We start from the raw sequence: 17,810 nt of genomic DNA, 5'->3' as shown, positions 1-17,810 counted from the left end.
CCGGAGCGCGCGGCCTTGAGGTCCTTTCCGGAGGAGTTCGAAGCCGTGGTGGTGGGCGCGTCCGGCGGGCTGGGCGATGCGCTGGCCACGACGCTCGAGGCCGATCCGTCTACGGGGCGCGTGCACCGCTTCGGCCGCAGCCGGGGCGCCTTCCTCGACCTCCTCGACGAGGGCTCGATCGCCGCGGCGGCCGCCGCCACCGACCAGCCGCGCCTGGTGATCGTGGCCACCGGGCTCCTGCACGACGGCGACCTGCAGCCCGAGAAGCGCCTGGCCGACCTCGACCCCGAGCGGCTGGCCCGCACCTTCGCCGTCAACACGATCGGCCCGGCGCTGGTGCTGAAGCACTTCGGGCCGAAGCTGCCCCGCGACGGCAAGAGCGTGATCGCCGTGCTCACCGCGCGCGTGGGCTCCATCGCCGACAACCGCAAGGGCGGCTGGTACGGCTACAGGGCCTCCAAGGCCGCGGCCAACCAGCTGGTCCGCACCGCGGCGATCGAGCTGGCGGTGCGCCGGCCCGACTGCGCCTGCGTGGCCCTGCATCCCGGCACGGTCGACACCGCGCTCTCCGCGCCCTTCCAGCGCGGCGTGCCCGAGGGACAGCTGTTCACGCCGGACGCCGCCGCGGCGCGCCTGCTGTCGGTCATCGACGGCCTGACGGGAGCGGACACCGGCCGGTTCTTCGCCTGGGACGGACAGGAGATCCCGTTCTGACCGCCGCGCTGCGCCTCGTCCTCGGCGACCAGCTCACCGACGGCCTCTCGGCGCTGCGGGACGCCGGGCCCGGCGACACCATCCTGATGGCCGAGGTCATGGCCGAGGCCTCGTACGTGCGCCACCACAAGCAGAAGCTGGTGATGGTGTTCGCCGCCATGCGACGGTTCGCCGGACGCCTGCGCGCCCGGGGCCTGCATGTCCGCTACGTAGGCCTGGACGATCCCGCCAGCACCGGGGCGATCGACGGCGAGATCCTGCGGGCGCTGGAGGCCGGGCGGTACGACCGCGTGATCGTCACCGAGCCCGGAGAATGGCGGCTGGCGCAGGCGTTCGAGGCCCTGGCGCTGGCCTCGCCCGTCCCGGTGGAGGTCCGCGCCGACGACCGGTTCATCTGCAACCGCGAGCGCTTCGAAGCCTGGGCCGCCGGCCGCAAGGACCTGCGCATGGAGTTCTTCTACCGCGAGATGCGGCGGGCCACGGGCCTCCTGATGGACGGGACGCAGCCCGTGGGCGGGCGCTGGAACTTCGACGCCGAGAACCGCAAGAAGCTGCCGCGCGGCGTTCGCCCGCCGGACCGCCTCCGAATCGCCCCTGCCCCCGACGTGCGCGAGGCGATGGCCCTCGTCGCCGAGCGGTTCGGCGACCACTTCGGCGACCTCGACACGTTCGGCTGGGCCGTCGACGCCGACGAGGCCCGACGGCTCGCCGACCACTTCATCGCCGAGATCCTGCCGGGCTTCGGCGACTGGCAGGACGCCATGGCGGGGGGCGCGCCGTTCCTGTGGCACGCGCGCCTGTCGGCCGCGATCAACATCGGCCTCCTGGATCCCCTGGAGATCTGCCGGCGCGCCGAGGCGGCCTTCCGCGCGGGCGCGGCGCCGCTCAACGCCGTGGAAGGCTTCATCCGCCAGATCCTGGGCTGGCGCGAGTTCGTGCGCGGCGTCTACTGGCTGAGCGGACCGGACTACGTGCGGACCAACGCGCTCTCCGCCGACCGCGAGCTGCCGTGGTTCTACTGGTCGGGCGAGACCGGCATGGCCTGCGTGCGCGACGTGGTGGAGATGACGCGCCGCCACGCCTACGCCCACCACATCCAGCGCCTCATGGTGACGGGCAATCTCGCCCTGCTTCTCGGCGTCCATCCCGACGCCGTGAACGACTGGTACATGACCGTCTTCATCGACGCCTTCGAGTGGGTGGAGGCGCCCAACACCCACGGCATGGCGATCTTCGCCGACGGCGGCGTCGTCGGCTCCAAGCCCTATGCGGCGAGCGGGGCCTACATCAACCGGATGAGCGACTACTGCCGGGGCTGCGCCTACGACGTCTCCGCCAGGCGCGGCGAGGGCGCCTGCCCGTTCAACCGGCTCTACTGGGACTTCCTGCTGCGCAACCGCGACGTCCTGGGGTCCAATCCCCGGCTGGCGATGCCGTACCGGACGCTGGACGGCATGGCGGGCGAGCATGCGGCGATCCGGGCGGACGCCGAGGCGGCGCGGCTCGAGCTCGGGGCCAGGCCGCGCCGCTAGGGCGCTACATGCGGTGCAGCGCGCAGAGCTTGTTGCCGTCCGGGTCGCGCAGGTAGGCGAGGTACATCTTGCCCATGCCGCCTTCGCGCACGCCCGGGGGCTCCTCGCAGGTGGTCCCGCCGTTGGCGACGCCGGCGTCGTGCCAGGCCTTGGCCTGCTCGGGCGAGCTGCAGGCGAACCCGATGGTGCCGCCGTTGGCGTAGGAGCAGGGCTCGCCGTTGATCGGCAGCGACACGGCGAAGACGCCGCCGTTGTGCATGTAGAACATGCGGTGCCCGTCCACCATCGCGGGGCCGGCGCCCAGGGTGGCCATCAGCGGGTCATAGAATTTCTTGGCGCGCTCGAGATCGCTCGTGCCGACCATGATGTGCGAGAACATGTATGCCTCCTCCGTTCGGGCCCGGACGTTGCGTCCGCTCCGCTGCGGAAGGCAAGGGCTTGTCCTGTGTGCGCCGCGCCATCCCCCCTCCCCCACCAGCGGGCAGGGCCATCGCATATGGCTCGGGAGCGGGCTTCAGCCCCCTCTGGGCCATCGGCCCACCTCCTCTTGCAGACCTTGCCCCGGGGGCAAAGCCAGGTCCGATCCTCCCCCGCAGGGGGAGGGGGACCGCCGAAGGCGGTGGAGGGGGCCGATCCACGGCGCCAGCGACCCCTCCACCCTGCTGACGCAGGGTTCCCCTCCCCTTGCAGGGGAGGACCTTGCAAAGCTCTGCCGAAGGCGGTGAGGGGTTCAGGCCCTCGGGGCCTCATATGCGACAACCCTCCGCCGGCGGGGGAGGAGCGGAGGGTTCGCGCGCTCGAGGCTATGTGCTAATCGCGGCGCCTCGCAAAGGAACCGCTGTCTATCCATGGCCCTCAAAGTCGCCATCGTCGGCCTGCCGAACGTGGGCAAGTCGACGCTCTTCAACGCGCTCACCCAGACCGCGGCCGCCCAGGCCGCGAACTATCCCTTCTGCACCATCGAGCCCAACGTGGGCGACGTGGCCGTCCCTGAGCCGCGCCTGGAGGCGCTGGCGAAGATCGCGGGCTCGAAGGAGATCATCCCGGCGCGGATGAACTTCGTGGACGTGGCCGGCCTGGTGCGCGGCGCCAGCAAGGGCGAGGGCCTGGGCAACCAGTTCCTGGCCAACATCCGCGACTGCGACGCCATCGCCTTCGTCGCCCGGTGCTTCATCGACGACGACATCACCCACGTGGAAGGCCGCATCGACCCGCTGGCCGACCTGGACACCATCGAGACCGAGCTGATGCTCGCCGACATGGAGAGTCTCGAGAAGCGCGTGGTGAACCTCGAGAAGCGGGCCAAGGTGGGCGACAAGGACGCCGCCCAGACCCTGCGCCTCGTCAAGGCCGCTCTGGCCGAGCTGAACGAGGGCCGGCCCGCCCGGGTCGCCAAGGTCGCCGCCGAGGACGAGAAGGCCTGGCGGATGCTTCAGCTGCTCACGTCGAAGCCGGCGCTCTACGTCGCCAACGTGGACGAGGCCTCGGCCGCCGAGGGCAACGCGCTGTCGAAGCAGGTGCAGGAGCGCGCCGCCCGCGACGGCGCCGACAGCGTGGTCATCTCGGCCAAGATCGAGAGCGAGATCGCCCTGCTGGACGCCGAGGAGCGCGGCGAGTTCCTGGAAACGCTGGGCCTCTCCGAGCCGGGGCTGAACCGCCTGATCCGCGAGGCCTATCACCTGCTGGGCCTGCAGACCTACTTCACGGCCGGTCCCAAGGAGGCGCGCGCCTGGACCATCCACAAGGGCGACACCGCCCCGCAGGCCGCCGGCGTGATCCACACCGACTTCGAGAAGGGCTTCATCCGGGCCGAGACCATCGCCTTCGAGGACTATGTGCGCCTGAATGGCGAAGCCGGCGCGCGCGACGCCGGACGCCTCCGCTCGGAAGGCAAGGAGTACGTCGTCCAGGACGGCGACGTGATGAACTTCCGCTTCAACGTCTGACGAACGCCTGCGCCGCTTGCCTGCAGCGCGGGCCTCCGGGCAGTGTGCGCCGCCAGAGGCTTGGGAGGACGAAATGGCCGAGACGATCACCCTGACGGGCGCGGACGGGTTCGCGTTCTCGGCCTACCACGAACCGGCGTTCACGCCCCGCAAGGGCGGCGTGATCGTGATCCAGGAGATCTTCGGGATCGACCGCCACGTGCGCGCCGACGTCGAGCGCTGGGCCAAGATGGGCTACGAGGCGATCGCGCCCGCCATGTTCGACCGCCTGCAGCGCGACTTCCACGCCGAGCACGACGACGCCGGCATCAAGGCCGGCATCGAGAAGGCCCGTGCGACGCCCCTGGAGCAGGCCCTGGGCGACATCGCCGCGTGCCGCGACTTCCTCAGGCAGCACGGCGAGAAGGTCTGCATCGTCGGCTACTGCTACGGCGGCTCGCTGACGTGGCTGTCGGCCTGCAAGGTCGAAGGCCTGGCCGCGGCGTCCAGCTACTACGGCTCGATGGTGCAGGCGAACGCCGCCCTGTCGCCCATGTGCCCCACCATCGTCCACCTGGGCCGCACCGACGCCGGCATTCCGGCCGACGACGTGGCCGCGGCCATCGCCGAGCACCACGGCGAGAAGGTCCCGGTGCACATCTACGAAGGCGCCGGCCACGGCTTCAACAACGAAAGCCCCGAGCGCTACAACGCCGAGGCGGCGGACCTGGCGCGCCACCGCACGCTCGAACTCTTCGACAACGCCTGACCATGGGCGAGACGATCCGGCTCAAGAGCCGCTTCGACGGCTTCGAATTCGACGCCTACCGCGCGCCCCCGGGCGACGCCCGCCGCGGCGGGCTCCTGCTGATCCAGGAGATCTTCGGCGTCACGGAGCACATACGCGAGCTCTGCGACGGCTATGCGGAGGACGGCTACGAGGTGATCGCGCCGGCGTTCTACGACCGGCTGGAGCGCGGCTTCGCCTGCGACTATTCCGAGGCCTCGATCCAGCGGGGCGTGCAGATGAGCCAGGCGACGCCCTGGGACCAGGTCGCGGGCGACGCCCAGGCGGCGCTGGACGCGCTCGGCGGGCCCAGGTTCGTCACCGGCTACTGCTGGGGCGGCGCGGCCACCTGGCTGGCCGCCTGCCGCTGCGAAGGTGTCGACGCCGCGGCCTGCTTCTACGGCCGCCGGATCAGCGAGCTGGTGGACGAGACGCCGCGCTGTCCCACCATCCTGCACTTCGGCAAGACCGACGCCTCGATCCCGATGGAGAAGGTGGAGGAAATCCGAGAGAAGCATCCCGAGCTTCCGATCTACCTCTATGAGGCCGGGCACGGCTTCGTGTCGGACCGGCGGCGCGACTACCATGAGGACTCGGCGCGGCTGGCCCGGTTGCGCACCCTGGCCCTGTTCTCCCGCCATTCGGGCGTCCGCAGCGAGGCCTGAGCCCCGAGACCGGCCAGCGGGTCAGATCTCGATCTCGCGGCGCACGTCCGGATGCCTTTCCAGCACGCGCACCAGCAGCGCCTGGGCGGCCAGGATGCCGATGCCGGCCGCATAGCCCGAGAAGACGCCGGCGGGGTATCGCCCGCCGTTCGCGGCGTTGGAGATCTGCCAGTACATGAAGGCCGCCGCCGCGGTCAGCAGCACCACGCCCGAGAGGATGGACCGGACCGTCTGGCCGAAGCCCGCCCGGAAGCTCATCCAGACGTAGCGGGTCAGCGTCCGGCGCAAGGGGCCGACCACGAGCGGCAGGCCGAGCGACAGGGACAGGAAGACGCCGGGCCAGACCAGCGTCCGCTGCGCGATCAGCGCCGCCTCGCCCGGGAGGTTGTTGAACGCGTGCACGACGGCGCCCGCATAGATGAGCGAGGCCGTCACGACCGTGAGGTCCTCGGTGCGCTTGAAGTTCCGCCAGGCGGGCGTGTGGGCCATGTCCCAATGTAGGGGGCTCCAGGCGGCGGCCGTAAGGCGGAATGCCGCGCGTGTCGCGCTATGGTCGCCGGGTGATGCGCGTGAGTCTCGCCAGCCTCGTCCTGATCGCCGCGGCCCCGGCGTCCGCGGCCGAGGTCGCGTGCCGCTATGACGCAGGCGCGATCACCGTGCCGGCGGTGATCGCGGGCATCGCCGGGGACTACATCCTCGACACCGGCTCGGCGGCCAGCGTCCTGGACGAGACCCAGGCCCAGGCGGCGGGCTTCACCGGATCGACCGCGTCGGGAGACGTCAAGGTGGCGGGCCTGACGCTGCAGGGCCGCCCCCTGCGCGTGGCGCCGCTGGACGTGCGGACCTGGAACCAGCCGACCCCCGCCTCGGGCGTCATCGGAGCCGACGTGCTGCAGGGGTTCGTGGTGGACGTCTCGTATGCGCCCTGCCGCGTGCGCCTCTCGACGCCGGGGACCGCGCCGCCGTTTCTGGGCCAGACGCTCGCGCTGGGATGGGACGCCGGAAGGCCCACGGCCGAGGCGTCCGTTTCCGACGGCGCCCGCGAGCTGGTCGGCCGCTTCGTGATCGCCACGGGGATGAACGCGCCCCTGCGGCTCGCGGACGACCTCGCCGACGCGCCGGGCGCGTCGCGGCCGGACGAGCTCTATCCCGACGGCGTGTGGCTCGCGCGGCTGTCGGTCGTCCGGTTCGGCGGTTCGGTCGGCCGCGACGTCGCCGCCGGGCTGATGAAGCCGGACGGCGAGGCGGCGGGGATGCTGGGCGCCCAGGTGCTCGCCAACTTCCGCCTGCGCTTCGACTTCCCGGCCGGGCGGCTGGTGGTGGCTCCGGCCCGATAGGAAAAGGGCCCCGGATCGCTCCAGGGCCCTCGGTTCCAGTCGCTGATCGGCGCCTAGTGGGCGACGTTGCGCCAGACGCGGCGATAGCTGAAGTACAGGATCACCGTGAAGATCAGCAGGTAGACCATGGCGCCCAGGCCGAACTGCTTGCGCTCGACCATCTTGGGCTCGGCGGCCCACATCAGGAAGGCCGCGACGTCCTTGGCCTGCTGATCGATCGTCGACTTGGTGCCGTCGTCGAACGTCACCTTGTCGGGCGCCAGCTGCGGGGGCATCGCGATGAAGCCGCCGGTCGGGACGTGCTTCGGATCGCCCGTCCAGTACGGCGCCAGGTCGCCGGCGAAGTACTTGTTGTAGTTCATCCCCGGGGTGACCGTCAGGCCGGCCGGCGGCTGAACGTAGCCCGTCAGCAGCGAGTAGATGTAGTCCGGGCCGCCCGCGCGGGCCTTGGCGATGACCGACAGGTCGGGCGGGATCGCCCCGCCGTTGGACGCCGCCGCGGCCGCGTCGTTCGGGAAGGGAGACGGGAAGCGATCGGCGGGCGTCGCCGCCCGCTGGATGGCGTCGCCGGTTTCCGAGTCTATGTCCCCCACCTGGATGTCGGCGGCCAGCGCCTTCACATAGGGGTTGTCGTTCGGGTTCTTGTACTTGGCGTCGTAGAACGGACCGCCCCGCTCACCCAGGTTGCGGAAGGACAGCAGCTTCATGCCGTGGCAGGCCGCGCAGACCTCCCGGTAGACCTTGTAGCCGCGCTGGAGTTGGGCCGTGTCGAACTTGCCGAACGGTCCGGCGAACGACCAGCTCTCGTGGCGGAGCTCGATGTGGCCGCCGGCCGCGGCCGCCGGACCGGCGACGCAGGCGAGCCCCAGGACGGCCAGCGCGATAGCTTTGCGCAGCATGAGGCTCAGCCCCTCTTTTCAGGCGACGCCGTGGCGCCCGCAGGCGTCGTGGCGGGATGCGACAGGACAGGTTCGGAGATGCCTTCCGGCTGCGGCAACGGGGTTTCCGTCAGGCCCAGGACGGGGAGGATCAGCCAGAAGTAGGCGAAGAAGTAGAGCGTCGCCACGCGGCTCAGCCAGACGAAGCTGTTGATGTCCGCGTCGAGCAGGATCAGGCCGCTGGCGGCCCCGATCACCGGATCGTCCGGCAGGCGCGCGCCGCAGAGGCCCAGCACCAGGCAGGCGAATACGAAGATGAAGAAGTAGAGCCGCGCCGTCGGCCGGTAGCGCATGGAGCGCACCTTGGACGTGTCGAGCCAGGGCAGCACGAACAGCGTCGCGATGGCGCCGAACATCAGGAGCACGCCGCCCAGCTTGTCCGGCACCGCGCGGAGGATCGCGTAGAACGGCAGGAAGTACCATTCGGGCACGATGTGCGCGGGCGTCACCAGGGGGTTGGCCGGGATGTAGTTGTCCGCATGGCCCAGGGCGTTCGGGTTGTAGAACACGAAGGCGCCGTAGAGCAGCAGGAACACCGCGATCGCGAAGCCGTCCTTCACCGTGTAGTACGGGTGGAAGGGCACCGTATCGGCCGCCGACTTCACGTTGACGCCGGTGGGGTTGTTGTTGCCCGGCACGTGCAGCGCCCAGACGTGCAGGACCACGAGGCCCGCGATCACGAACGGCAGCAGGTAGTGCAGCGAGAAGAAGCGGTTGAGCGTGGGGTTGTCCACGGCGAAGCCGCCCCAGAGCCAGGTCGTGATCGGCTCGCCGATGATCGGGAGCGCGCCGAACAGGTTGGTGATCACCACCGCCCCGTGGAAGCTCATCTGGCCCCAGGGCAGCACGTAGCCGATGAAGCCCGTGGCCATCATGGCCAGGTAGATCAGGCAGCCGATGATCCACAGCACCTCGCGCGGCGCCTTGTACGAGCCGTAGTAGAGGCCCCGCATCATGTGGATATAGACCGCCAGGAAGAACATCGAGGCGCCGTTGGCGTGCATGTAGCGGATCAGCCAACCGTAGTTGACGTCGCGCATGATGCGCTCGACCGAGGCGAAGGCATGATCCACGTGCGGCACGTAGTGCATCGCGAGCACGATGCCGGTGGCGAGCTGGATGCCGAGCATCAGCGCCAGGATGCCGCCGAAGGTCCACCAGTAGTTGAGGTTCTTCGGGGTCGGGAAGTTGAGCGCGGTGTCGTACGCGAAGCGCACGATCGGAAGGCGGGTGTCGAGCCAGCGCTCGATGCCGGTCTTCGGCTCGTAGGTGGAAGGTCCGCTCATCGGTCTTAGCCCACCTTGATCTTGGTGTCGGAGAGGAAATCCCAGTCCGGCACGACGAGGTTCTTGGGCGCCGGACCCTTACGGATGCGGCCTGAGGTGTCGTAGTGCGAGCCGTGGCACGGGCAGAACCAGCCGCCGTACTCGCCGCCGCCGAAGGTGGGCACGCAGCCCAGGTGCGTGCAGGTGCCGACCAGGACCAGCCACTGGGGCTTTCCGGGCTTGTGGCGGGCGTCGTCCGACTGCGGGTCGCGCAGCTCCGACATCGGCGTCGCCACGGCCTTCTGGATCTCCGCGGCGGTGCGGTTGCGCACGAACAGCGGCTTGCCGCGCCACTTGATGACCACCTGCTGGCCCTCGGCGACCTTGGTGAGGTCGAACTCGATGGAGGCCAGGGCCAGGGTGTCGCCGGCCGGGTTCATCTGGTCGATCAACGGCCAGACCACCGCCACGGCGGCGCCGCCGGCGGCCGCGGCCGCAGCGATATGGATGAAGTCGCGCCGGCTTGGATCGGCGTGCGGGTCGGCGCCCACGACGGTGTCAGCCACCTTGAAGCTACCCTTCGGTTGGGGCCCTGGGCGGTGAGCCCGTGGCCCGAAAGCTGTCGGCCCGCGCCAGACGTCTGGTGGCGAGCCGTTTCGGGGGACGGTCGGAGGCTGGGCACGCTACAGAGGGACCATGCGAAACTCGCGTCCGCGCCCCAATGATTCGTGCCCTGTCGCCCCGGCCACTCCCGATGGCGAGAGGCCTTAGAATGCGTTTGGCGCTTTTTCAACCGGACATTCCGCAAAACCTGGGCGCGGCCCTCCGCCTGACGGCCTGCCTGGGCGTTCCGCTCGACGTGATCGAGCCCTGCGGCTTCCCGCTCAGCGACGCCGCGATACGCCGCGCGGCGATGGACTATGCCGCCCTCGCCCAGGTGAAACGGCACGCCGGCTGGACCGATTTCCGCGCCGCGTCCGCGGGCCAGGGGCGGCTGGTGCTGTTCACCACGCGCGCGGCCGAGCCCTTCCACGACTTCGCCTTCGCCGCGTCGGACATCCTGCTCTTCGGCCGCGAAAGCGCGGGCGTCCCCGAGGATGTGCACGTCGCGGCCGATGCGCGCCTGCGCATCCCGATCGCGCCGGGCGCCCGCTCGCTGAACGTGGTGACCGCCGCCGCGCTGGCGCTCGGCGAGGGCTTGAGGCAGATCAGGGCCTTCCCGGCCGCATCCGCCGCAGAACAGGCCCCATGACCGACACGACCCTGCCCCCGGAGATCCTCGAACGCCGCGGCCGCGCGCAGGCGTGGTTCGAGTCGCTGCAGCGCCGGATCTTCGCCGCCCTGGAAACCCTGGAGGACGAGGCGCCGCCCGAACTCTATCCCGGCCCCGCCGGCCGCGCCGAGTACAAGCCCTGGACCCGCGAGACGGGCGTGGGCGGCGGCACGGGCGGCTTTCTGCGCGGCCGCCTGATCGAGAAGGCGGGGATCCACACCTCGGCGGCGACGGCCCGGTTCTCGCCCGAGATGGCCGCCCAGATGCCGGGCGCCGACAAGGACCCGTCCTACGTCTCGGCCAGCATCAGCCTGATCATCCACCCGCTGAACCCGTGGGTCCCCACGGTGCACATGAACACTAGGTTCCTCTCGACCGCGGAGAGCTGGTTCGGCGGCGGCGCCGACCTGACGCCCATGCTGGACGTCCAGCGCAGCCAGGACGCCGACGACACCAGGCTGTTCCACGCGGCCATGCAGTCGGCGTGCGATCCCTACGACCCCGAGTGGTACCCGAAGTACAAGGCCTGGTGCGACGAGTACTTCTACCTGCCGCACCGGGGCGAGATGCGCGGGATCGGCGGCATCTTCTACGACCGGCACAACAGCGGCGACTTCGAGAAGGACTTCGCCTTCACCCGCGCGGTCGGCGAGGCGTTCCTGGACGTCTATCCGAAGATCGTCCGCGGCCAGATGTCGAAGCCCTGGGGCGAGGATGAGCGCCTGCAGCAGATGGTCCGCCGCGGCCGCTATGTGGAGTTCAACCTGCTCTACGACCGCGGGACCATGTTCGGCCTGAAGGCCGGCGGAAACATCGAGACGATCCTGTCGTCCATGCCGCCGCGCGTGGCCTGGCCCTGACCTTGGCCAGCCTCGCCGAGCGTCTGGGCGGCCGGCCGGACGAGAAGCTGCTGATCGTCAACTGCGACGACCTGGGCAGTTCGGCGTCCGCCAATCGCGCGATCGGCGACGTGGTCGGCCGCGGCCTGGCGACCAGCGCCACCCTGATGGTCCCCTGCCCCTGGGCGCTGGACGGCGTGGCGCGCGCCCGGGACGGCGGGATCGGCGTGCACCTGACCCTGACCTGCGAGTATCCGGCCTACCGCTGGCGCGCCCTGACCGGGGCGGCCTCGCTCCACGACGCGCAGGGCTTCCTGCCCGCGACGATCCAGGAGGTGTGGGCCAACGCCCGACTGGACGACGTGCGCGCCGAATGCCGCGCCCAGATCGAGCAGGCCCTCGCCTGGGGCGTCGACGTGACGCACCTCGACGCGCACATGGGGACGATGCAGCTCGAGCCCCGCTACGCGGCGCTCTACCTGGAGCTTGCGCTGGCCTACCGGCTGCCGGTGCGGATGATCGGCGCGCGGGGCGCGGCGCTCTACGGACTCGACACCCGCGACCGCGCGGCCGAGGCGGGCGTGGTCTTTCCGGATTCGCTCGTCGATCTGTGGGGCCGCGAACGGGGGACCTTCGCCCAGCGGATGGCCGCGCTGCGGCCGGGCGTCACCGAGGTGTTCTTCCATCCGGCCGAGGACGGACCCGAGCTGCGCGGCTACGACCTGCGCGAGGCGGACCAGCGCGCGGGCGACTACGCCGAGATGCTGTCGTCCGGCTATCGCGACGCCATCGCGCAGGCCGGCGCGCGGCTGATCAGCTTCGCCCCGCTGCGCGACCTGATGCGGGCGGCATCATGACGCAGATCCGGCCCTATCGCCCCGACGACCTGCCGGCGCTCTACGAGATCTGCCTGAAGACCGGGGACAACGGCGCCGACGGCACGCATCTCTACGAGGACCCGCGGATCATCGGGGAGATCTTCGCCGCGCCCTACGGCGTGCTGGAGCCCCGGCATGCCTTCGTCGCCGAGGATGCGGCGGGCGTGGCGGGCTACATCCTCGGGACCGCCGACACCCGCGCCTTCGAGGCGCGGCTCGAGGCCGAGTGGTGGCCGGCGCGCCGGGCCCGCTACCCCGACACCGCCCACGTCCCGCCGCGCGAACGCACCCGCGATCAGTGGGACGCCTTCCTCATCCATCATCCGCCGGCGAACCCGCAGGCGGTCGTCGACCTCGCGCCCGCGCACCTGCACATCGACCTCCTGCCGCGCCTGCAGGGCCAGGGCGTGGGCCGGCGGCTGATGGACGCCTTCCTCGCCACCGTCGGCGGGCGGGCGCACCTGGGCTGCCAGGCGCCCAACCTGCGCGCCCAGCGCTTCTACGAAGCCTACGGCTTCCGCCGGCTCGACGACGTTCCGCCCCGCAGCGTCGTGTGGATGGTGATTGGCTAGGGTCACGCCTGAAGCGCGCGCAGGATCGCTCGGATCAGTAGGACCGTCTCCGCTTCAGCCTCCGGGTCGCTGGGCTGACGCCACGCGCTCTGGATGGCCACGACCAGGCGCTCGCCAGGATTGACGTAGATTCGTTGCCCGAACGCCCCCAGCGCCAGGAACGCGCCGGCGTGCATCCCCTCGGCGAACGGCGCCCCGGGAAGCGCCCACCAATGGTAGCCGTAGCCCGCGGGCGAGCCGGGCATGAGCCGCCCGAAGGCCGTGGCCGCGCTGTCGGGCTGGCCAGCCAGGTCGCGCCACCCTGGCGGCAGGACCCGCTGCCCGGCGAACGCGGCGCCGTTCTCCATGGCCAACAGCCCGAAGCGACCGGCGTCGCGCAGGCGCAGGCTGATCCCGAAGCCGCCCAGCTCCAGCCCGTCGTCGGACTCCAGCTGCCACAGGGCGTCGGCCTCCATTCCGGCCGGTCCCCAGATGCGCGCGGCGCCGTAGTCCGCCAGCGGCCGGCCCACTGCGGCCGCGATCACCGCCGCCAGCAGGCAGCTCTCCCCGGTCGAATAGTTGAACACCGTCCCCTGCGGATGCGCCCGCGGCAGGTCGGCCACGAGCTCCAGGATGGCGCCCGGCCGACGTTCACCCATGGCGCGGCCCAGCCGCCGCACGTCGCGGCCGTCGGAGTTTCCGCCCTCGTCCCACGCCACGCCCGAGCACATCCGGAGGAGGTTGCAGATGGTGACGTCGGCGTAGGCCGAACCGCGCAGCCCCGGTAGGTACTGGGCGCAGGGGTCGTCCAGGCTGGCGATCGCGCCGTCGTAGAGCGCCGCGCCCGCGAGCGTCCCGACGACCGACTTTGCCGTCGAGAAGCTGGTCCAGCGGCTCTGCGGCCCGCTGCCCAGCCCGTATCGCTCCAATGCGACCTCGCCGTCCTTGAGGACGAGGAACCCTGCCGTTCGCCGCCGCGCCATGAAATCGTCCACGCTCACGTCGGCGGCGCCGACGCGGAAGCTCCGGCCCTCCAGCGAGCAGGCATGCGGCGGCAAGGGCCGGACCACCGGCCCGCGCCGCATCGCGCGGTGCGGCCAGACCTGGTGCTGGTTGCGGAAGGTCGCAGCCTGGGTCTGCGGCGTCGTGACCATGATGTTGGGCTCGGCGCGCTCGTTCGACAGCTCGGCAGGCATGCGATCCCCCTGTTTTCAAACAGGGAATTGCGCCCCTCCGCCGCAGCGGCAACACAACGTAATTTGGTTTGCTCCGGCCGCCCCGCCCTGGCACGGTTACGGGGTCGCCTACACCTCCAGGAACGCCCGGATCCAGCCGCCCACCCGCGCGCGGTCGTCGGGGCCGCCGAGGCTCTCGAGCGCGCGATCGGCCTCGTCGTCGGCGTAGACCTTTCCCCGGCGCGCCTCGATGAGCGCGGCGGCGTAGGCCGGGTCGAACTCGGGGTGCGGCTGCATGGAGATCGCCGGCTGGTCCCGCCACGCCAGGGCGGCGATGGGCGTGAAGGCGCTCGCGGCGACCACCTCCGCGCCGGGCGGGACCTCCACCACCTGGTCCTGGTGCGAGGCCGGGAGGCGGATCGCGGCGGCGCCGTCCATCCAGGGCTCGTGCGAGACGATGTCGTAGGCATGCTCGCCGATGCCCCAGCCCTTGGGCGACTTGACCACCTGGCCGCCGAACGCCTGCGCCATGGCCTGGTGGCCGAAGCAGACGCCGACCAGCTTCGCCCGCCCCTTCGCGGCGCGGAGGAAGTCGAACAGCTGGGCGATCCAGGGATCGTCCTCGTACACGCCCGCGGCCGAGCCGGTGACGATGTAGGCGTCGCAGGCGTCGGGCCGATCCGGGTACTCGCCCTCGTCGGCGGCGTAGACCCGCCAGTCGTAGGCGTCGCGGCCCAGCAGGTTCATGAACATTTCCGGGTAGGTCCCGAACCGCGGGATGGCCGGCTTCGGCGGGCGACCGGTCTTGAGGATGCCGATGCGCATCAGTAGGCCATGCCCTGGGCGACCGCCTTCAGCTTCTCGATCGCCGAGAACTTGTCGTCGAGGAAGTCGTGGTCGATCCACCAGTCCTCGACCTCCTTCAGCACCTGGCCGACCAGCGGCCCCTTGGGCACGCCGGCCTTCATGACGTCGGCGCCGGTGAGCGGGAACGGCGGCGGCGTCCAGCCCTCGGCCAGGGCGATCAGGCCTCGCCACTGCATGGTCGCCGCCGTCCCCGGCGCGGCCGCCCAGGCCAGCTTGGCCCGGTCGCGCAGCGTCTTGCCGCCGGTCCTGTAGACCTCGCGGCGGATCTCGCGCGGGCTCATCCAGCTCTTCAGGGCCGGCGTCGGGGCGAGGGCCGCCACCAGGCGGTCCCGGTCGCCGTTGGAAAGCCGCAGGCGGGCCGCCAGGCGCCCGGCGGCCACCTGGTCGTCCGGCAGCAGGGCGGCCAGCCGCAGGATCGGCTCGCACTCGAACAGCTGATCGGTCTCCACCGCGACGAAGCCGTCGAAGCGGGCGAGGTTCGCCGGCGTCTTGAGGATCACCTCCAGCACGCCGGTCTCGTGCATGAGCCGCACCGCGTCGCGCGGATCGTCGGCCGCCAGCAGCTTGAGCAGCTCCTTCGAGATGCGCTCCGCCGCCAGGCCTTCGATGCCGTCCCGCAGCCTGGCGCACGCGGCCACCGCGGACGGATCGGGATCGCCCTTCCCGAACCACGCATGGAAGCGGAAGAAGCGCAGGTTGCGCAGGTGATCCTCGCGCAGGCGCTGTTCGGGATCGCCGACGAAGACGATGCGCCCGGCGCGGGCGTCGTCCACGCCGTGGCCCGTGGGATCGAAGATCGTCCCGTCGCGGCGCGCGTAGAGCGCGTTGAGGGTGAAGTCGCGCCGCTGCGCGTCCTCGGCCCAGTCGGTGGTGAAGGCGACGGTGGCCCGGCGGCCGTCTGTGGAGACGTCGCGCCGCAGGGTGGTGATCTCGTGCGGAACGTGGGCGCTGATCGCGGTGACGGTGCCGTGGTCGATGCCGGTGGGCACGGCGCGGATGCGGGCCGCCTTGAGCGCCAGGATCACGCGATCGGGCGTCAGGGTGGTGGCGATGTCGATGTCGTCGACGGGCCGGCCGACGATGGTGTTGCGGACGCAGCCGCCGACGAACCGCGCGCAGTCCGGGCCGCCCTCGGCCTCGAGCGCATCCAGCACCGCCGCGGTCGCCGGCAGGGTCATCCACGGGCGCTGGCCGAGGCTCTCCGTCATGGCCTGGTCCGCTACTGCGCCATCGCCGCGCCGTACAGCCGCTCGTAGAGCGCCCGCAGGATCCCGGCCGTGGCCCCCCAGATGTACTGCTCCGCGTGCGTGGTGGCGTAGAAGCGGCGCTTCTCGCCCGTGGGCAGTTCGCGCTCGTGCTCCTCGTAGTTGGCCATGTCCATGAGATAGGCGAACGGCGTCTCGAAGATGTGCGCCACCTCGGCCGGGTTGGCGGCGAGGCTGAAGCCCGGCCGGATCAGTCCCACCACCGGCGTGATGAGGTAGCCCGTGCCGGTCTGGTAGGGCGTGGAGAGGCCCAGGGGGCTCACGAACCGCGGTTCCAGGCCGACTTCCTCGTGGGCCTCGCGCAGCGCCGTCTGGACGTGAGTCTCGCCGGGATCGCGCCGGCCGCCCGGCAGTGCGACCTGTCCCGTGTGGCGGCGCAGGGTGTCGGCCCGACGGGTGAGCAGGACGTTCACGCCGGCCTCCCGCTGCACCAGTCCGATCAGCACCGCGGCCGGCTTCAGCTCCTCGTGCGGCATGTCCGACCAGCCGCCGGGGCTGAGGTCGAAGTCCGACCGGAGCGGGCCGCCCTCCACCGCATGGTCGTGCAGCGGGTCGAGGTGCTGGGCGAGCCAGTCGCTGAGCTCGTGGACCGGCGCGTGGGCGTTCATGCGCGCCCCAGCGGGAAGCTGGCCCCGTTCGACGCGACCTCGAGCACCGGCCCCTCGGGCGTCTCCCGTTCCTGCGCCATCTCGACGAGTTCGTAGAACACGGGGCGGGTCACCAGCGCCTCCAGCCCGCGGCGCACGTGGACGTACGGCCGGGGCTCGCCGTCCGCGGCCGTCTCGACCCGCAGGGGATTCTCGGGGCCCGCCTCGACCACGTCGCCCACGTTGGTGGTGAACGTAAGCGCGTCGCCCTCGCGGTCGACGCGGACCGCGACGAACGGAGCGTCTTCGACGGTCACGCGCATCTTCTCGACCGGCGTGACCAGCCAGTAGCCGTCGGGATCCTTCCGCAGGACGGTCGAGAAGAGCCGAACCAGCGCTTCGCGCGAGATCACGGCGCCTTCGTGGACCCAGCGTCCGTCGCTCTTGATGACGATGTCGATCTCGCCCGAATGCGCCGGATTCCACAGGTGCACGGGCGGCAGGCCGCGGCCAGGAGCCTGCCTGGCGGCCTGGGCGATCGCGTCGAGCGCGGGCTTCGGATCGTTCGTCACCCGCCGAAGGTAGGGGGCGGCGGGAGTCGTCTCAAGCGCGCAAGGATCTGGCGCGGGGACGGACCATGCCCGCCAGCGCGACGTCCGAGAACCTGCGGCTGAGCACCCGCTTCGGGTCGACCGGCCCCGGCAGATCGACGCCGGGCGCGACCTCGAACCCGACCCGCTGGAAGTACGGCAGGTCCCCCACCAGGACGACAGCCGCCTCTCCGGCGGCCCGGCTGGCCTCGCACGCGCGTTCGACGAGCATCGCGCCCAGGCCGGAGCGGCGCTCGGTCTCCTCCACCGCCAGGGGGCCCAGGAAGACGATCGGCTGGTCGCCGACGGCGACGCGCCACATCCGCACCACGCCCGCGACCTTGCCGCCTTCCAGGGCGCAGAAGGAGAGTTCGGGCGCGAACTCGGCGAACTCGCGGACGCGTTCCGAGGCCTTCGCGAAACGGCCGGGCCCGAAGGCGCGGTCGAGCAGCGCCTCGATCTCGGCGCCGTGGGCGGGGGCTTCGTTGACGAAGATGAGCGCCGGCGGCGGCCGGCAGGGCTGGAGAGACATGGCAGGCTCGAAGAAAGCGGCGACGGTGGGGCGGGTTCCCGCCCGGCAGGTTCGGGTGGCCTCAGGCCAGCGGACGTCGTCGCATTCGAG

At 71.3% G+C, this 17,810-nt stretch carries 21 protein-coding genes; 10 read left to right on the top strand and 11 right to left on the bottom strand.

Annotated elements, in window-relative coordinates; all coding sequences use genetic code 11:
* Nucleotides 1-15: 15 nt before the first annotated feature.
* Both AC2D8W_RS09030 and AC2D8W_RS09025 read left to right on the top strand, forming a co-directional pair.
* Nucleotides 16-714 carry an SDR family NAD(P)-dependent oxidoreductase gene (locus AC2D8W_RS09030; protein WP_484671266.1) on the top strand — a complete coding sequence of 233 codons (699 nt, stop codon included), beginning with the start codon at nt 16-18 and terminating at the stop codon, nt 712-714.
* Nucleotides 711-2,246, top strand: coding sequence for a cryptochrome/photolyase family protein (locus tag AC2D8W_RS09025; protein WP_484671452.1), 1,536 nt, complete (start codon nt 711-713; stop codon nt 2,244-2,246). The genes AC2D8W_RS09030 and AC2D8W_RS09025 overlap by 4 nt, the downstream gene beginning before the upstream one ends.
* A gap of 4 nt (nt 2,247-2,250) precedes the next feature.
* Here the strand turns inward: AC2D8W_RS09025 and AC2D8W_RS09020 are convergent, their stop codons facing one another.
* On the bottom strand, nt 2,251-2,625 hold the full coding sequence (locus AC2D8W_RS09020) for a VOC family protein (RefSeq protein WP_293484109.1): 375 nt from the start codon (nt 2,623-2,625) through the stop codon (nt 2,251-2,253).
* Nucleotides 2,626-3,094: 469 nt separating this feature from the next.
* On the opposite strand from AC2D8W_RS09020, the gene ychF reads away from it, so the two are divergent.
* The 3 genes from ychF (at nt 3,095) to AC2D8W_RS09005 (ending at nt 5,623) form a co-directional block, all read left to right on the top strand.
* Complete coding sequence (ychF, locus tag AC2D8W_RS09015) at nt 3,095-4,192, top strand: redox-regulated ATPase YchF (RefSeq protein WP_293484107.1); 1,098 nt, start codon at nt 3,095-3,097, stop codon at nt 4,190-4,192.
* A 73-nt stretch (nt 4,193-4,265) separates the two neighbouring features.
* Nucleotides 4,266-4,940 (top strand): dienelactone hydrolase family protein, encoded by a 675-nt coding sequence (locus tag AC2D8W_RS09010; RefSeq protein WP_293484105.1) that lies wholly within the window; start codon nt 4,266-4,268, stop codon nt 4,938-4,940.
* A gap of 2 nt (nt 4,941-4,942) precedes the next feature.
* Nucleotides 4,943-5,623 carry a dienelactone hydrolase family protein gene (locus AC2D8W_RS09005; RefSeq protein WP_484671265.1) on the top strand — a complete coding sequence of 227 codons (681 nt, stop codon included), beginning with the start codon at nt 4,943-4,945 and terminating at the stop codon, nt 5,621-5,623.
* Between the two features lie 21 nt (nt 5,624-5,644).
* Here AC2D8W_RS09005 and AC2D8W_RS09000 read toward each other — a convergent pair whose 3' ends face one another.
* Entirely contained in the window at nt 5,645-6,112 is a 468-nt protein-coding gene (locus AC2D8W_RS09000; protein ID WP_293484101.1) for a hypothetical protein, read from the bottom strand.
* Nucleotides 6,113-6,186: 74 nt separating this feature from the next.
* On the opposite strand from AC2D8W_RS09000, the gene AC2D8W_RS08995 reads away from it, so the two are divergent.
* The gene (locus tag AC2D8W_RS08995) at nt 6,187-6,960 is read left to right on the top strand and encodes a pepsin/retropepsin-like aspartic protease family protein (RefSeq protein WP_484671264.1); all 774 of its coding nucleotides are present in this window, start codon (nt 6,187-6,189) and stop codon (nt 6,958-6,960) included.
* A gap of 53 nt (nt 6,961-7,013) precedes the next feature.
* Here the strand turns inward: AC2D8W_RS08995 and AC2D8W_RS08990 are convergent, their stop codons facing one another.
* Genes AC2D8W_RS08990 through petA form a run of 3 tightly spaced genes read right to left on the bottom strand, consistent with a single transcriptional unit; the run spans nt 7,014 to nt 9,729 of the window.
* Nucleotides 7,014-7,859 (bottom strand): cytochrome c1, encoded by an 846-nt coding sequence (locus AC2D8W_RS08990; RefSeq protein WP_484671263.1) that lies wholly within the window; start codon nt 7,857-7,859, stop codon nt 7,014-7,016.
* Between the two features lie 5 nt (nt 7,860-7,864).
* A complete protein-coding gene (locus tag AC2D8W_RS08985) occupies nt 7,865-9,184 on the bottom strand; it encodes a cytochrome b (RefSeq protein ID WP_293484095.1) in 1,320 nt (439 codons plus the stop codon).
* A gap of 5 nt (nt 9,185-9,189) precedes the next feature.
* On the bottom strand, nt 9,190-9,729 hold the full coding sequence (gene petA / locus AC2D8W_RS08980; protein ID WP_293484093.1) for a ubiquinol-cytochrome c reductase iron-sulfur subunit: 540 nt from the start codon (nt 9,727-9,729) through the stop codon (nt 9,190-9,192).
* A 206-nt stretch (nt 9,730-9,935) separates the two neighbouring features.
* On the opposite strand from petA, the gene AC2D8W_RS08975 reads away from it, so the two are divergent.
* Genes AC2D8W_RS08975 through AC2D8W_RS08960 form a run of 4 tightly spaced genes read left to right on the top strand, consistent with a single transcriptional unit; the run spans nt 9,936 to nt 12,725 of the window.
* Nucleotides 9,936-10,415, top strand: coding sequence for a tRNA (cytidine(34)-2'-O)-methyltransferase (locus tag AC2D8W_RS08975; RefSeq protein WP_293484139.1), 480 nt, complete (start codon nt 9,936-9,938; stop codon nt 10,413-10,415).
* On the top strand, nt 10,412-11,296 hold the full coding sequence (gene hemF / locus AC2D8W_RS08970) for an oxygen-dependent coproporphyrinogen oxidase (RefSeq protein WP_484671262.1): 885 nt from the start codon (nt 10,412-10,414) through the stop codon (nt 11,294-11,296). Before AC2D8W_RS08975 ends, hemF begins: the two co-directional genes overlap by 4 nt.
* Nucleotides 11,297-11,298: 2 nt before the next feature.
* A complete protein-coding gene (locus AC2D8W_RS08965) occupies nt 11,299-12,132 on the top strand; it encodes a ChbG/HpnK family deacetylase (protein ID WP_484671261.1) in 834 nt (277 codons plus the stop codon).
* A complete protein-coding gene (locus AC2D8W_RS08960) occupies nt 12,129-12,725 on the top strand; it encodes a GNAT family N-acetyltransferase (protein WP_484671260.1) in 597 nt (198 codons plus the stop codon). Before AC2D8W_RS08965 ends, AC2D8W_RS08960 begins: the two co-directional genes overlap by 4 nt.
* Nucleotides 12,726-12,727: 2 nt before the next feature.
* On the opposite strand, the gene AC2D8W_RS08955 is transcribed toward AC2D8W_RS08960, so the two are convergent.
* The 6 genes from AC2D8W_RS08955 to AC2D8W_RS08930 form a co-directional block, all read right to left on the bottom strand.
* Nucleotides 12,728-13,900 carry a serine hydrolase domain-containing protein gene (locus AC2D8W_RS08955; protein WP_484671259.1) on the bottom strand — a complete coding sequence of 391 codons (1,173 nt, stop codon included), beginning with the start codon at nt 13,898-13,900 and terminating at the stop codon, nt 12,728-12,730.
* Nucleotides 13,901-14,008: 108 nt separating this feature from the next.
* Complete coding sequence (locus AC2D8W_RS08950; protein WP_484671258.1) at nt 14,009-14,704, bottom strand: type 1 glutamine amidotransferase; 696 nt, start codon at nt 14,702-14,704, stop codon at nt 14,009-14,011.
* On the bottom strand, nt 14,704-15,954 hold the full coding sequence (locus AC2D8W_RS08945; RefSeq protein WP_484671257.1) for a CCA tRNA nucleotidyltransferase: 1,251 nt from the start codon (nt 15,952-15,954) through the stop codon (nt 14,704-14,706). Before AC2D8W_RS08945 ends, AC2D8W_RS08950 begins: the two co-directional genes overlap by 1 nt.
* Before the next feature lie 11 nt (nt 15,955-15,965).
* Nucleotides 15,966-16,619, bottom strand: coding sequence for a CoA pyrophosphatase (locus AC2D8W_RS08940; RefSeq protein ID WP_484671256.1), 654 nt, complete (start codon nt 16,617-16,619; stop codon nt 15,966-15,968).
* Nucleotides 16,616-17,170 carry a DUF1285 domain-containing protein gene (locus AC2D8W_RS08935; RefSeq protein ID WP_484671255.1) on the bottom strand — a complete coding sequence of 185 codons (555 nt, stop codon included), beginning with the start codon at nt 17,168-17,170 and terminating at the stop codon, nt 16,616-16,618. The genes AC2D8W_RS08940 and AC2D8W_RS08935 overlap by 4 nt, the downstream gene beginning before the upstream one ends.
* A gap of 31 nt (nt 17,171-17,201) precedes the next feature.
* Complete coding sequence (locus tag AC2D8W_RS08930) at nt 17,202-17,720, bottom strand: GNAT family N-acetyltransferase (protein ID WP_484671254.1); 519 nt, start codon at nt 17,718-17,720, stop codon at nt 17,202-17,204.
* Nucleotides 17,721-17,810 lie beyond the last annotated feature (90 nt).

Source organism: Phenylobacterium sp. T106 (assembly GCF_057219735.1).
The sequence above is the reverse complement of the archived record's forward strand: the minus strand, read 5'-3'. Positions and strand labels throughout refer to the sequence as shown.

Excerpts from the sequence above, each read along its gene's own strand:
- AC2D8W_RS09020 (WP_293484109.1), bottom strand. The coding sequence starts at position 2,625 with ATGTTCTCGCACATCATGGTCGGCACGAGCGATCTCGAGCGCGCCAAG.
- ychF (WP_293484107.1), top strand. The coding sequence starts at position 3,095 with ATGGCCCTCAAAGTCGCCATCGTCGGCCTGCCGAACGTGGGCAAGTCG.
- AC2D8W_RS09010 (WP_293484105.1), top strand. The coding sequence starts at position 4,266 with ATGGCCGAGACGATCACCCTGACGGGCGCGGACGGGTTCGCGTTCTCG.
- AC2D8W_RS09005 (WP_484671265.1), top strand. The coding sequence starts at position 4,943 with ATGGGCGAGACGATCCGGCTCAAGAGCCGCTTCGACGGCTTCGAATTC.
- AC2D8W_RS09000 (WP_293484101.1), bottom strand. The coding sequence starts at position 6,112 with ATGGCCCACACGCCCGCCTGGCGGAACTTCAAGCGCACCGAGGACCTC.
- AC2D8W_RS08995 (WP_484671264.1), top strand. The coding sequence starts at position 6,187 with ATGCGCGTGAGTCTCGCCAGCCTCGTCCTGATCGCCGCGGCCCCGGCG.
- AC2D8W_RS08990 (WP_484671263.1), bottom strand. The coding sequence starts at position 7,859 with ATGCTGCGCAAAGCTATCGCGCTGGCCGTCCTGGGGCTCGCCTGCGTC.
- AC2D8W_RS08985 (WP_293484095.1), bottom strand. The coding sequence starts at position 9,184 with ATGAGCGGACCTTCCACCTACGAGCCGAAGACCGGCATCGAGCGCTGG.
- AC2D8W_RS08975 (WP_293484139.1), top strand. The coding sequence starts at position 9,936 with ATGCGTTTGGCGCTTTTTCAACCGGACATTCCGCAAAACCTGGGCGCG.
- hemF (WP_484671262.1), top strand. The coding sequence starts at position 10,412 with ATGACCGACACGACCCTGCCCCCGGAGATCCTCGAACGCCGCGGCCGC.
- AC2D8W_RS08960 (WP_484671260.1), top strand. The coding sequence starts at position 12,129 with ATGACGCAGATCCGGCCCTATCGCCCCGACGACCTGCCGGCGCTCTAC.
- AC2D8W_RS08955 (WP_484671259.1), bottom strand. The coding sequence starts at position 13,900 with ATGCCTGCCGAGCTGTCGAACGAGCGCGCCGAGCCCAACATCATGGTC.
- AC2D8W_RS08950 (WP_484671258.1), bottom strand. The coding sequence starts at position 14,704 with ATGCGCATCGGCATCCTCAAGACCGGTCGCCCGCCGAAGCCGGCCATC.
- AC2D8W_RS08945 (WP_484671257.1), bottom strand. The coding sequence starts at position 15,954 with ATGACGGAGAGCCTCGGCCAGCGCCCGTGGATGACCCTGCCGGCGACC.
- AC2D8W_RS08940 (WP_484671256.1), bottom strand. The coding sequence starts at position 16,619 with ATGAACGCCCACGCGCCGGTCCACGAGCTCAGCGACTGGCTCGCCCAG.
- AC2D8W_RS08930 (WP_484671254.1), bottom strand. The coding sequence starts at position 17,720 with ATGTCTCTCCAGCCCTGCCGGCCGCCGCCGGCGCTCATCTTCGTCAAC.